The sequence below is a fragment of the Pseudomonas fluorescens genome, from assembly GCF_902497785.1.
GTDB lineage: Bacteria > Pseudomonadota > Gammaproteobacteria > Pseudomonadales > Pseudomonadaceae > Aquipseudomonas > Aquipseudomonas fluorescens_BO.
This window is the reverse complement of the sequence record NZ_CABVHK010000005.1, coordinates 241136-253462: the sequence shown is the minus strand read 5'-3', so window position 1 is coordinate 253462 and position 12327 is coordinate 241136. Positions and strand designations below refer to the sequence as shown.

The following is a 12327-nucleotide window of genomic DNA, read 5'->3' as shown; positions in this document are numbered from 1 at the left end:
GCCTTGCGCGAAAAACTGCCCATAACAATCACAATAGCGGGATGCACCCATGAAAGCTTTCACCCTGTTCGCCCTCGGTTCCTTGAGCGTGCTGCCCATGAGCAGCCAGGCATTGCCTTTGAATGACGACTTCGCCGTGCTGGTCGACCTGACCCTGGCCAGCGATTACCGCACCCGCGGCATTTCCCAAACCCAGAACGATCCCGCGATTCAGGCCGGTGTGACCCTCGCTCACAGTAGCGGCCTGTACCTCGGCGCCTGGAGTTCCAACGTCGATTTCGGCGGCGGCCTGAAAACCCGACAGGAAGTCGATTACTACGCCGGTTGGCTGTGGCAGGCGACCGATGCGGTCAGCCTGGACCTTGGTTACCTGAAATACGCCTATCCCAAAGAAAGCCAGTTCAATCAGGGCGAGACCTACGCCATCCTCAGCGCTTACGGGGTGAAACTGGCCGCCTATTACTCCGCCGATGCACAGGGTATCGACAGCCAGCAAAGCTCGCTTTATAGCTACGTTGGGTATGAAACGGAGTTGCCTTACGACACCGGCCTGAAACTGCGATACGGCAACATGGATTTCAAGGATCCGCACCTGTACTCGAGCTCCGGCCATGCGCAAGACTCGTACCGCGAATGGGAAGTCAAACTGACCCACGAACTGGCCGGTGTGATGCTGGGGTTGAGCTACATCGACACCGACCTGTCGAAAAGCCAGTGCGCCAGCAATTGGGGGTTTGATGATGTCTGCAGCGCGACCGTAGTGGCGAGCATCAGCAAATCCTTCTGACCACAGAGCCCCCGTAGGAGCTGCCGAGAGAAACGAGGCTGCGATCTTTTGATTTTGATTTTGATTTTGATTTTTTAAAAACAAGATCAAAAGATCGCAGCCTCGTTTCACTCGACAGCTCCTACACAGCTCCTACGCAGCTCCTACAAGCATTCAGGTGAGGGCAGCCAGGTAGGCCCACGGGTAGATTCCGCGGTCGTGGCCGTCGCTGAAGATCAGTTGCAGGCCGTAGCCCTGGGCGTTCAACTCGATCACTTGAACACGTGAATCGACCATTGGCGTCAGCCTTTGCAAGCGAAACGCCCGGCACTGCGAGCACGGGCACTGGCGGCGCAACCCGGCGTGATCCAGCCGTTGCTCACGCCCATCCGGCCAGTTCAATCGCAGTTGCTGTGTGCTGCGCGAATTGCCGATCGTCAGCGGGCTCATTGCAGCTGACTCAAGGCAATGCGCACGGCTTTGCGCACTTCCGGATCGCCGTCGTCTTGCGTAGCCTGCAACGGGGCGATGGCACCTTTGTCGTTCAATTCGCCGAGCGCCAGCGCGGCTTCCTTGCGCAGGTTGCTGATGCGATGGCCGAGGGTTTCGATCAGCGCGTCCAACGCCGGGGTGTAACGCAAGCGCCCGAGGCTGCGGGTGGCGCGCAGGCGCACTTGCCAGTAATCGTCGCTCAGCGCGTCGACCAGTGCCGGGCCGGCATCGGTGTGGCCGACCTTGCCCAGCGTGGTCGCGGCTTCCTCGCGTACTTGCCAGGCGTGATCCCGCAAGGCCTGGCGTAGCGCCGGCAGCACCTGGGCGTCAGACGCCAGACCCAAGGCCCCGGTGGCGGCGCGGCGGACTTCTGTGTCCGGGTCGTCACTGGCCAGTCGTGCCAGCGCGGGCAAGGCATCCAGCTGTTTGAGCCAGCCGAGCACGCCCACGGCTTCGCGACGTACGCTGGCGTCTTCATCACTCAAGGCGCTTGAAGCAGCCGTCGCGGCACCGGGAAAGCGCAACTCGCGCAACGCCCTGAACGCGGCGATGCGCACGTTGATGTCGGTGTGCCCGGTCCACGGCAAAACCACCCGGCCCGCGGATTCACTCTTAAGCAGGCTCAAGCTTTGCGCGGCGGCGGCTTGCACGGCCGGCGACGGATCGGTCAACGCCTGGCAGAGCGCCTCGACGACCGGCTCATCCTCCCAGGCCTCCAGCAAGCGCGCGGCTTCGGCACGAACGTCTTCGGTCGGGTCGGCGGCCAGTCGGTTGACCAGCCACAGCAAGCCGTCCGGTTCTTCGAGGTCGGCCAGTTCGATCAGGGCAATCCGGCGCACACCCGCGTCGGCATCGGTCAGGCGCGGTTGCAGGGCAAGAATCTCTTGGTTATCGGTTACATCGAATAGTGAGGTCATAGGGCAAATCGCGGCAGTTTGTTTTCAGGAGGCAGTCCGAGAGGGTTCAGGCGCGGTAGCTGCCGACCGTCTTCGTGACGCAGTAATTCGAGGCAATGACGCTTGAGGCGCGAGAACTCGTGGCTGGTCACCAGTTCGGTGGTGCGCGGCCGGGGAAAGTCGAGGCGCAGGTCTTCGATGATCCGGCCGGGACGCGAGCTCATGACCAGCAAGCGGTCAGCGAGGAACAGCGCTTCGTCGATGTCATGGGTGACGAACACCACGGTGGTGCGAATCCGCGTCCAGATATCCAGCAGCAACGCCTGCATGTTCAAGCGGGTCAGGGCATCAAGGGCGCCGAAAGGCTCATCCATCAGCAACAGACGCGGACGGTTGATCAGCACCCGGGCGATTTCCACCCGTTGCTGCATGCCGCCGGACAACTGGTCGGGCCAACGTTCGGCAAAACCGTCGAGGCCGACCAGCGCAAGGATGTCGTCGGCGGCCGTGTGCCGTTCGGCCTTGCCGATGCCGCGCATTTTCAGGCCAAACGCCACGTTGTCGCGCACCGTACGCCAGGGGAACAGCGTGTGATGCTGGAACACCATGCCACGCTGCGGCGAAGGACCGGCGACCGGAGAACCGTCGACATTCAGGGTTCCGCTGTACGTCGTCAGATGCCCGGCCAACGCGCCGAGCAAGGTGGACTTGCCGCAACCGGACGGCCCGAGAATGCACACGAACTGCCCCGGTTCGATCTGGCAATCAAGGTGTTGCACGGCTTCGAACGCGGCGCTGCCCTGCCCCAGACTGATCGACAATCCACAGATATCGATCCGCCCTTCAGGGTGTTGAAATACGCTCATCAGGCTTTTCCTCGTGGTCGATGCCAAGGCGTGAACAAACCGCCGAGGCGTTTGATCAGCAGGCTGCTGCCCATCCCGAGCACACCGATCAGCAACATGCCGACGACGATGTCGGCGTAGTTCTGAATGGTGTAGGACTCCCAGGTGTAATAGCCGATGCCGTACTGGCCGGAGATCATTTCCGCCGTCACCAGGCAGAACCACGAAGTGCCCATGCCGATGGCGAGGCCGGTGATGATGCTCGGCGCGGCGCCGGGCAAAATCACCTCCAGCAGAATCGCCCGCCGTCCGGCACCCAGGCTTTTTGCCGAAGCGATCAGTCGCGGATCGACGCCTTCCACACCGTGCACGGTGTTGAGCAGAATCGGAAACAGCGCGCCGGTGAAGGTGATGAACACCATCGACAGTTCCGATGACGGGAACATCAGGATGGCCAGGGGAATCCACGCCACCGCCGGGATCGGGCGCAACACTTCCAGCGGTGGCAGCAACAGGTCTTCGGCCCATCTCGAGCGGCCGATGGCCAGGCCCAGCGCGATGCCGATAATCAGTGCCGCGAGGTAACCGGCGAACACCCGGCTGAGGCTGCTGCTCAGGTGCTGGGCGAGTTTGCCGGAGTCGCCAAGGCCCATCGCCGCTTCAATCACGGCCAAGGGTGTTGGCACGTTGGCGAAAGTGACCAGGCCGAGGTTCCAGTGGCCACTCGCGGCGAGTTGCCAGAATGCAAGGCAGAGCAGAATTGAGGCTGCTCGCGGAATCCAGCGGATCAATGATCGGGACATACATAACTTCCAATAGCGAACCTGTAGGAGCTGCCGAAGGCTGCGATCTTTTGGCTGATTCAGGATTGCTGGAGGTCAAGATCAAAAGATCGCAGCCTTCGGCAGCTCCTACAGGGCTCAGTGATCAGGCTTTTTAGCGAACGGCAACCGCCTGGGTCGTGGCGTCGGTGAAGTCGAGGACTTTGCCGCCCTGGGCCGTGGCGAATTGCTGGGCCTGGCCCTTGAGCAGGAAGGCACTCAACCGCCCTTGCGCATCACTGGCAAACCACGCCTGATCCGCCAGCAACTTGATCCCGCTGTCACTCGCCTGGGCATACACCGCGCGAATGTTTTTGCCTTCGGATTTCAAGCCGGCCAACGCCGTGAACGCCGCCTCCGCCGAAGCGTACTGACGGACTTTCGGTTCGCCGCGCACCCAGATCTCCGCCACCCGGTGAATGTCGGTGATGGCCTTGCCGCTCGCCGCATCCACACCTTTGAGCGGCGTCTGTGCGTAGTTCGCCAGTTGCGCGGTGTAATCCAGGTTCGAGGCCTTGAACGCGGCGCGGATGTACTGGTCGTCGATGAAGGTATTGAGGTCGAGGCCGCGATCAGCTTTCTTCAACAGTTTCAGGGTGTCGATGGCGGTGCCGACGGCCTGGCGGTATTCCGGTTTCCAGCTCAGGTCGCGGGTCTGAACGCCGAGCGGGCCGTAAAACAGGTAATTGACCTCGGCATCGACGCCAGTGACTTTGGCGATCAGCTCGCTGTATTTCTCCGGTTCCGCCGTCAACAGCTGGTTGGCTTCGAGGCTGGCGCGCAGGTAGGCGACGACAATTTCCGGGTACTTTTTCGCATAGGCCTGATCGACCAGTGCGCCATGGAAGGTCGGCGCGTTCGCCTGTGAACCGTCATAAATCTTGCGCGCGAAACCACGGCTCGGGAACAGTTCGGCGAACGGCACGAAGTCGGCGTGGGCATCGATCTTCCCGGCCTGCAACGCCGACCCGGCGACTTCTGGCGGCTGGGCGATGATGTTCACATCTTTCAGCGGGTCCCAACCTTGAGCCGCCACGGCGCGCAGCAACATGCCATGCGCGGTCGAGGCGAACGGGACGGAAATGGTTTTGCCCTTGAGTTCGGCGAGCGACTGCACGCCCGATGCGCTCGGCACCACGATGCCGTTGCCGCTGCCCTTGATGCTGCCCGACAGCACGCTGATGAACAGGCTGTGCTTGCCGGCGGTTTCGAAGGCGACGCCGTTGAACGAACCGGGGAAATCGGCCATGGCGCCGAAGTCGAGTTTGCCGGCGACCATCTCGTTGGTCAGCGGCGCGCCGCTGGTGAAGTTTTTCCATTCCACCTGGTATTTCGCGTCTTTGTAGGCGCCGTCGTGGGGCAGGTATTTATCGAGCAGGCCCAACTCGCGAATCAACAGACCGCCTGCGGCGCAGTTGATCGTGGTGTCCTGGGTGCCGATGGCAATGCGGATGGTTTCGGCGGAGGCCGACAAGGTGAACGAAGCCAGTACCAGACCGGCGAAAGCTGCACGCAATAGCATTGTGAATCCCCTCGAATCATTTATAGGATGTTCGTCTCCGCCACGATCAGGGCGTGGTGGGAAACGAGGGGTGTTTGAAGCGAGCGTCCGGTGTTGCCGGATGGCTTTTTGGTTGTCTGTGGCGGCCTCATCGCTGGCAAGCCAGCTCCCACAGGTTTCGTCGGTGTAAACAAGATTTGCGGCTGGCGGAGATCCCTGTGGGAGCTGGCTTGCCAGCGATGGCGTCCTGTCGGTTAGCGCAACAGATACGGGATGTCGACTTTTACGGCCCCGGTCGGGCAGTCCTTTTCGCACGGCATGCAATACCAGCATTCGTCAAAGGCCATGTAGGCCTTTTGCGTGGCCGGGTTGATCGCCAGCAGGTCCATCGGGCAGACGTCGACGCACACGGTGCAGCCTTTGTGGGCGATGCAAAGATCTTCGTCGACCGTAACCGGCGCGTTGGAGCGGAAGAAAATTTCCTGGGGTTGATAGGCCATTTCGCGGTCTCTTTTTCTGATGGGGCTCAGGCCGCAAAGGCACCGACACGCAGCCGGTCGTAGGCCTGCATTTCTTCGGCATCCAGCGGGATGATGTAAGGCTCGACGGCTTTCTTGAAACTGCTCATCTGGCCGTTTTCATCTTTCTTCAAGTGGCAATGGCAGAACCAGTCGCTGTCGTTGCGCTGCGGGTGATCGACCCGATAGTGGTAAAGCCCCCAGCGACTTTCGGCGCGGAACAACGAAGCGCGGGCGGCCATTTCGGCGCAGTCGCGGATCATGCTGACTTCCATGGCGCGCATCAGTTCGTGGGCGTTGTGGGCCTTGATCTGATCGAGATCGCGCTGGATATCGCTGAAACGTTGCAGACCGATCTGCATCTTCTTGGTGACTTTCGGCGGTTGCAGGTAATCGTTGACGAAGCGCCGCAGCTTGTACTCGACCTGCGCCGGCGGCAGGCCGTGTTCGCGGTCGAGTGGCGCATCCACCCGGGCTTTCTCTGTTTCGATCTGCCGGGCATCGACCGCTGAAAACTCGCGGCCAGCGACAAAATCCGCCGCGTTGGTGCCGGCAAACCAGCCGTAGGTGAACGCGCCGAGCATGTAGTTGTGCGGCACGGCGGCCATGTCACCGGCCGAATACAAACCCTTGACCGAGGTCTCGGCCTTTTCGTTGACCCACACACCCGACGCCGAATGCCCGCTGCAAAAGCCGATTTCCGAGATGTGCATCTCGACCATCTGCGTGCGGTAATCGGTGCCGCGATTGGCGTGGAACTGGCCGCGACTCGGGCGTTCGTTGCTGTGCAGGATCTCTTCGATGTTCTGGATGGTTTCCTCGGCCAGGTGATCGAGTTTGAGGAACACCGGGCCGTTGCCGCTTTCGAGTTCCTGGTGGAACTCCCACATCATCTGGCCGCTCCAGTAATCGCACTCGATGAAGCGTTCACCCTTGTTGTTCGCGGTGTAGCCGCCCAGCGGACCGGTGACGTAAGCGCAGGCCGGGCCGTTGTAATCCTTGATCAGCGGGTTGATCTGGAAGCATTCGAGGTTCGCCAGTTCGGCCCCGGCGTGATAGGCCATGGCGTAACCGTCACCGGCGTTGGTCGGGTTTTCGTAGGTGCCCATCAGGTAACCCGAGGACGGCAAACCCAGACGCCCGGCGGCGCCGCACGCGAGGATCACCGCTTTGGCCTTGATCACGTGAAAGTCGGCGGTGCGGCAGTCGAAGCCCATCAGGCCGTTGACTGCGCCCTCTTCGTCCGTCAGCAAACGTGTGCAAACCACCCGGTTGGTAATGCTGACCCGCGCCCGTTTCAACTGGCGGTACAAAACCTTTTTGATGTCATGCCCTTCCGGCATCGGCAACACGTAGGCGCCCATGTGGTGGACCTTTTTCACCGCGTAGTCGCCGGTTTCGTCCTTTTCGAACTTCACGCCCCAACGATCCAGTTGCGAGAGGGTTTCGAAACTGTGGGTGGCGTAAGCGTACACCGCTGCCTGATTGACGATGCCGTCGTTGGCAATGGTGATTTCCTTGGTGTACTGCTCCGGCGTCGAGTGCCCGGGAATGATCGCGTTGTTCAGGCCGTCCATGCCCATGCTGATCGCGCCACTGCGTTTGACGTTGGCCTTGTCGATCAACAGCACGCGCAGCTCGCGGTTGCGCTCCTTGGCCTTGATCGCGGCCATCGGACCTGCGGTGCCGCCGCCGATCACCACAATGTCGTATTCCTGTTCAAGCGTGCTTCTGGTTTCAGGGCTGTGATTCATATCTGCGCGCCTTTTTGCCGGTCGATCCGCAGGCGGTACTGGAACGCATCGCCGCGGTAGTAAAGGTGTTCGAAGTCCACGGGATGGCCACTGGCATCGCGGGTCAGACGCTCGATGCGCATGATCGGCGAGCCGGCTTCGACGTTCAGCGCCTGGGTCAGGTCGCTGTCGGCGAGCACCGCGTCGATGGCCAGGTCGGCATGACCGAGCGCCAGGCCGCAGTCGTTTTCAAGAATCAGGAAGATGTCGCGGGTGACCAGGTCAGCCTTTTCCAGCCGTTCGCCGAGGGCTTTGGGCAGGTAGGTGATTTCCAGCGAGATCGGCTCGCGATTGATCAGACGCACCCGTTTGATCTGCGCCACGGTCTCGCCTTCGGCAACCTGCAAGCGCTCGGCTACGAGCTTGTCGGCGGGAATGAATTTGAAGCTGCGCAGGCGGTTGATCACCTCGTAGCCGCGACCGGTCATGGACTCGGCCAGGCCTTGCAGGGTGCTGACGTTCTGGAAGGTTTTCGGCTTGGCGACGAACGTGCCCTTGCCGTGGATCTTGAAGATCAGCCCTTCTTTCTGCAGATCACCGAGGGCCTGGCGCACGGTAATGCGGCTGACCTTGAACAGCGCGCCGAGCTCGCTTTCGGAAGGCATCTGGCTGTCTTGCGGGTATTGGCCATCGAGAATGCGAGCGCGCAGCACGTCGCGCAGTTGGGTATGTAAAGGCACGCTGCTGAGCGCTAGAACGTTATCGGTCATGGCAGATCACTTGTTATAACGAGTTATGACGTGATCTTAAAGTTCTAACGAATGGGTTGAGAAATACCTTTTGAGAATAAGGTTAGATTCTGCGTGCCAAAGAAAAAAGATCGCAGCCTTCGGCAGCTCCTACACCACGATCACCCGGTAGGAGCTGCCGAAGGCTGCGATCTTTTGAGCTTTTGATCGTTTTAGCCCATACGCAATGCGCGCAGATCCAGATGTCCGTCCTTCAACGGCGGGCACCAGTAGTAGCCGCCAGTGATCGGCCGGCTGATGCGGTACAAACCATCGGTGATGCCGTCTTCCAGACCGCTCATGCGCCGCAGTTGCGCTTCGAACGCATCCAGGGAAAAACCGAACGCAAGGAACATCAATCCTGCACGATCGCCTTCGATCCACGGCATCGAACGACGGACCACGAACGCTTCCGGGGCGAAGCTTTCCTGGGCGGTGCGTTTGACGTGGGCAGAAATCGGCGCGTCATCGATTTCTTCGTTGTCGCTCAAACGGCGGCCCATGATGTTGTCCTTCTCTTCGGACGGCATCGCGTGGAAACCCTTCAGGTCATGCTGCCACTGCTGGATCGCGGCGAAGCTGCCGCCCACCAGACCTTCGGCACCTTCGCTCAGCAACGCTGCGCCGATGGCGGCTTCGTCATGCGGGTTTTCGGTGCCATCTTCGTAACCGGTAAGGTCGTGGCCGGTGAGGTGGCGGAAGGTTTCATTCATCTGCACCAGGCGCAACGCCGGGGCCAACGCGGCTTCGATGGCGCTGCTGCGATTGAGCAACTCGCCACGGTCGACGCCATGCAACCAGCACCACAGCGCATGCTGGGTCGACGGGTTATCGACACCAACGCCGGTCAGCGCCGGAAACGGCCGCAGTCCGTCGATCTGCACGTGCAGCGCCTTGACCAGGGATTCACCAAAACCGACCACCGCCGACTTTCCGTCCACCAGCTGCATCAGTTTGTCGAGCGCGGCCGGCAATGCATCGACCGATTCCAGCGCGAAGAACAGATGACGGGCTTGGGGTGGAACAGGGGTGGCGAGAATGCCCGGCTGGTAGTAACTCATATGAACTCCTTAAAAAGAGCGCGAAGTTTACCCGCCGCATCGCCCGTTGTGTGTTGTCAGGTCAAAAGATCGCGAGTTCCTGCGCAGGAGCACTTAAAAAGTCGGGGCAATAAGGCGTATAACCTGTGAAGTGAATCTGAACGGCAAGCCGCCAGCGCATGGCTTACATCACATGGAGTAGCGACATGACCACAGCACCTATCCTCGGCAACCTGTTCCCCGCCGCCGGCGACATCCCGGAAAAATACCGCCTCGACGGCCAGACCGAGCAACGTGAATACCTGGTCGATGGCGAACTCAAAACCTGGTCGGGCCCCCTCGCCCAGGTCCGCAGCCCGGTGTACCTGACCGGTGAAAACGGCGATGAACAAGTGATCCTCGGCAGCACGCCGCTGCTCGATGCCGAGACCGCACTGACCGCCCTCGACGCCGCCGTTCGCGCCTACGACCGGGGTCAGGGTTTGTGGCCAACCATGCGCGTGGCCGAACGCATCCAACACGTCGAAACCTTCCTCGGGCGCATGCGCGAACAGCGTGAGGCGGTGGTCAAGTTGCTGATGTGGGAAATCGGCAAGAACCTCAAGGATTCGGAAAAAGAGTTCGACCGCACCTGCGACTACATCGTCGACACCATCAACGCGCTCAAGGAACTCGACCGCCGCTCCAGCCGTTTCGAGCTGGAACAGGACACGCTCGGCCAGATCCGTCGCGTTCCGCTGGGCGTGGCGTTGTGCATGGGCCCCTATAACTATCCGCTGAACGAAACCTTCACCACGCTGATTCCGGCGCTGATCATGGGCAATACCGTAGTGTTCAAACCGGCCAAACTCGGCGTGCTACTGATTCGCCCGCTGCTGGAAGCCTTCCGCGACAGCTTCCCGGCCGGGGTGATCAACGTCATCTACGGCAGCGGCCGCGAGACGGTCAGCGCGCTGATGGCCAGCGGCAAGATCGATATCTTTGCCTTTATCGGCACCAACAAAGCCGCCAGCGACCTGAAAAAACTGCACCCCAAACCTCACCGTTTGCGTGCGGCGCTGGGCCTGGACGCGAAGAACCCAGGCATCGTTTTGCCCGAAGTGGACCTGGACAACGCGGTGAACGAAGCGGTGACCGGTTCGCTGTCCTTCAATGGCCAACGCTGCACCGCGCTGAAAATCCTCTTCGTCCATGAAGACGTGGTCGAGGCGTTCATCGAAAAATTCAACGCCAGACTCGCCAGCCTCAAACCCGGCATGCCGTGGGAAAACGGCGTGGCACTGACGCCGCTGCCGGAGTCGGGCAAGGTCGACTATCTGCACGCGCTGGTCGCGGATGCCGAAAGCAAAGGCGCTCGCGTGGTCAACCCGAATGGCGGCGAAGCTCGCGCGTCGTTCTTCTATCCGGCGGTGCTGTACCCGGTGACGCCGCAAATGCGCGTCTATCAGGAAGAACAGTTCGGCCCGGTGGTGCCGATCGTGCCGTACCGACATCTGGACACGGTGATCGATTACGTTCTGGAATCGGACTTCGGCCAGCAGTTGAGCATCTTTGGCACCAACCCGGTGGCGGTCGGCCGGCTGGTCGACACCTTCGCCAACCAGGTCGGGCGGATCAACCTCAACGCCCAGTGCCAGCGCGGTCCGGACACCTACCCGTTCAACGGCCGCAAGAACTCCGCCGAAGGCACGCTGTCGGTGCATGATGCGCTGCGGGTGTTTTCGATTCGCACACTGGTCGCGACCAAGTTCCAGGAGACCAACAAGGACCTGATCAGCGAGATCATCAGCGGCCGCAGTTCGAGTTTCCTGACCACCGATTACATTTTCTGAGGACAACCCGCCTGAGCACCTCCAGAGCCCATCGATTGCCACCGCTGCTGCGCCGGATATTGCGTCCGTTGCTGGACCCGTACCGGCGCTATCGCCACGCCAGACTGATCCACGCGGTTCGCGTATCGCTGGGGTTGCTGGCGACGATCCTGCTGACCACCGGCATCAACCTGCCCCACGGTGAATGGGCGTCGGTGACGATGCTGGTGGTGATCGGCGGTTTGCAGCACCACGGCAATATCGGCAAAAAAGCCGCCGAGCGTGCGATCGGCACGTTGATTGGTGCTGGCGTCGGCCTGGCGCTGGTGGCGCAACAGGCCTGGCTCGGAATGCCGTGGCTGACCTATTTTGCGATGTCGGTGGTCTGCGGATTTTTCTCGTACCACGCCATCGGCAAGGGCGGTTACACCGCACTGCTGTCGGCGATCACCGTGTTCATCGTCGCCGGACATGGCGACAACCAGATGAGCGACGGGCTGTGGCGCGGGGTCGACATCCTGATCGGCATCGCCCTGGCCCTGGCGTTTTCCTTCGCCCTGCCGCTGTACGCGGTGTATTCCTGGCGCTACAACCTGGCAGATGCCTTGCGCGATTGCGCGACAATTTACGGGCGCATTATCAATGGCCAGCCCGTCACCGATGACGAGCACGTGAAAGTGATGAACCGCCTGAACGCGGTGATGGTGCAACTGCGCTCGCTGATGCCGTCGGTGTCCAAGGAAGTGAAGATTTCCATGACCGAACTCGATGCGATCCAGCGGCATCTACGAATGTGCGTCAGCACCCTGGAAATCCTCGGCAATACCCGGCCGGATGCCAACGACCCCGATGCCATGGCCAATCTGCAATTGGCGTTGAAAGTGGAGCATCGTTTGGTTCGGGTGCAGTTGATCGGTATGGCGCGGGCGCTGAAATCCGGTGCATCCGGGCGGCTCAATCGGCCGGTTGAATGGCCGGCGGATGCAAGCCTCGATGCACCGGTCTATCAGCCGCTGGATGGTTACCGCCTACTGGTCCGGCAACTGGCGGCCAATATTGGCGAGATGCGCCAGCGCCTGGCCAAGACGGCGCCGCGCTGGAACATCTGATGCGCTC

The 12327-nt window shown here is 61.0% G+C and carries 12 protein-coding genes; 3 read left to right on the top strand and 9 right to left on the bottom strand.

Annotated features, from left to right (window positions below; genetic code table 11):
* The first annotated feature begins 49 nt into the window (after positions 1–49).
* Positions 50–787: a TorF family putative porin gene (locus tag F8N62_RS09825; RefSeq protein WP_150710779.1), complete on the top strand. Its 738-nt coding sequence runs from the start codon at positions 50–52 to the stop codon at positions 785–787.
* A gap of 153 nt (positions 788–940) precedes the next feature.
* Here F8N62_RS09825 and F8N62_RS09820 read toward each other — a convergent pair whose 3' ends face one another.
* The 9 genes from F8N62_RS09820 to F8N62_RS09780 form a co-directional block, all read right to left on the bottom strand.
* Complete coding sequence (locus F8N62_RS09820) at positions 941–1216, bottom strand: DUF971 domain-containing protein (RefSeq protein ID WP_150710778.1); 276 nt, start codon at positions 1214–1216, stop codon at positions 941–943.
* Positions 1213–2175, bottom strand: coding sequence for a HEAT repeat domain-containing protein (locus F8N62_RS09815; protein WP_150710777.1), 963 nt, complete (start codon positions 2173–2175; stop codon positions 1213–1215). Before F8N62_RS09815 ends, F8N62_RS09820 begins: the two co-directional genes overlap by 4 nt.
* Positions 2172–3020 carry an ABC transporter ATP-binding protein gene (locus F8N62_RS09810; protein ID WP_150710776.1) on the bottom strand — a complete coding sequence of 283 codons (849 nt, stop codon included), beginning with the start codon at positions 3018–3020 and terminating at the stop codon, positions 2172–2174. The genes F8N62_RS09815 and F8N62_RS09810 overlap by 4 nt, the downstream gene beginning before the upstream one ends.
* On the bottom strand, positions 3020–3802 hold the full coding sequence (locus tag F8N62_RS09805; RefSeq protein ID WP_150710775.1) for an ABC transporter permease: 783 nt from the start codon (positions 3800–3802) through the stop codon (positions 3020–3022). The genes F8N62_RS09810 and F8N62_RS09805 overlap by 1 nt, the downstream gene beginning before the upstream one ends.
* 133 nt (positions 3803–3935) lie before the next feature.
* On the bottom strand, positions 3936–5342 hold the full coding sequence (locus tag F8N62_RS09800) for an ABC transporter substrate-binding protein (RefSeq protein WP_150710774.1): 1407 nt from the start codon (positions 5340–5342) through the stop codon (positions 3936–3938).
* Positions 5343–5575: 233 nt separating this feature from the next.
* Complete coding sequence (locus F8N62_RS09795; RefSeq protein ID WP_008060065.1) at positions 5576–5821, bottom strand: ferredoxin family protein; 246 nt, start codon at positions 5819–5821, stop codon at positions 5576–5578.
* 26 nt (positions 5822–5847) lie between these two features.
* A complete protein-coding gene (locus F8N62_RS09790; protein WP_150710773.1) occupies positions 5848–7593 on the bottom strand; it encodes a fumarate reductase/succinate dehydrogenase flavoprotein subunit in 1746 nt (581 codons plus the stop codon).
* Positions 7590–8342: a GntR family transcriptional regulator gene (locus F8N62_RS09785; RefSeq protein WP_150710772.1), complete on the bottom strand. Its 753-nt coding sequence runs from the start codon at positions 8340–8342 to the stop codon at positions 7590–7592. The genes F8N62_RS09790 and F8N62_RS09785 overlap by 4 nt, the downstream gene beginning before the upstream one ends.
* Before the next feature lie 191 nt (positions 8343–8533).
* A complete protein-coding gene (locus F8N62_RS09780; protein ID WP_150710771.1) occupies positions 8534–9421 on the bottom strand; it encodes a Dyp-type peroxidase in 888 nt (295 codons plus the stop codon).
* Between the two features lie 185 nt (positions 9422–9606).
* Between F8N62_RS09780 and F8N62_RS09775 the strand changes: the two genes are divergently transcribed.
* Together F8N62_RS09775 and F8N62_RS09770 are read left to right on the top strand one after the other, a co-directional pair.
* Positions 9607–11232 (top strand): NADP-dependent glyceraldehyde-3-phosphate dehydrogenase, encoded by a 1626-nt coding sequence (locus F8N62_RS09775; protein WP_150710770.1) that lies wholly within the window; start codon positions 9607–9609, stop codon positions 11230–11232.
* A 44-nt stretch (positions 11233–11276) separates the two neighbouring features.
* Positions 11277–12320 carry an FUSC family protein gene (locus F8N62_RS09770; protein ID WP_150710843.1) on the top strand — a complete coding sequence of 348 codons (1044 nt, stop codon included), beginning with the start codon at positions 11277–11279 and terminating at the stop codon, positions 12318–12320.
* The last annotated feature ends 7 nt before the right edge of the window (positions 12321–12327 follow it).

Coding starts and splice junctions, on each gene's coding strand:
- F8N62_RS09775 (WP_150710770.1), top strand. CDS start 9,607: ATGACCACAGCACCTATCCTCGGCAACCTGTTCCCCGCCGCCGGCGAC.
- F8N62_RS09805 (WP_150710775.1), bottom strand. CDS start 3,802: ATGTCCCGATCATTGATCCGCTGGATTCCGCGAGCAGCCTCAATTCTG.
- F8N62_RS09785 (WP_150710772.1), bottom strand. CDS start 8,342: ATGACCGATAACGTTCTAGCGCTCAGCAGCGTGCCTTTACATACCCAA.
- F8N62_RS09790 (WP_150710773.1), bottom strand. CDS start 7,593: ATGAATCACAGCCCTGAAACCAGAAGCACGCTTGAACAGGAATACGAC.
- F8N62_RS09795 (WP_008060065.1), bottom strand. CDS start 5,821: ATGGCCTATCAACCCCAGGAAATTTTCTTCCGCTCCAACGCGCCGGTT.
- F8N62_RS09820 (WP_150710778.1), bottom strand. CDS start 1,216: ATGAGCCCGCTGACGATCGGCAATTCGCGCAGCACACAGCAACTGCGA.
- F8N62_RS09810 (WP_150710776.1), bottom strand. CDS start 3,020: ATGAGCGTATTTCAACACCCTGAAGGGCGGATCGATATCTGTGGATTG.
- F8N62_RS09815 (WP_150710777.1), bottom strand. CDS start 2,175: ATGACCTCACTATTCGATGTAACCGATAACCAAGAGATTCTTGCCCTG.
- F8N62_RS09825 (WP_150710779.1), top strand. CDS start 50: ATGAAAGCTTTCACCCTGTTCGCCCTCGGTTCCTTGAGCGTGCTGCCC.
- F8N62_RS09800 (WP_150710774.1), bottom strand. CDS start 5,342: ATGCTATTGCGTGCAGCTTTCGCCGGTCTGGTACTGGCTTCGTTCACC.
- F8N62_RS09780 (WP_150710771.1), bottom strand. CDS start 9,421: ATGAGTTACTACCAGCCGGGCATTCTCGCCACCCCTGTTCCACCCCAA.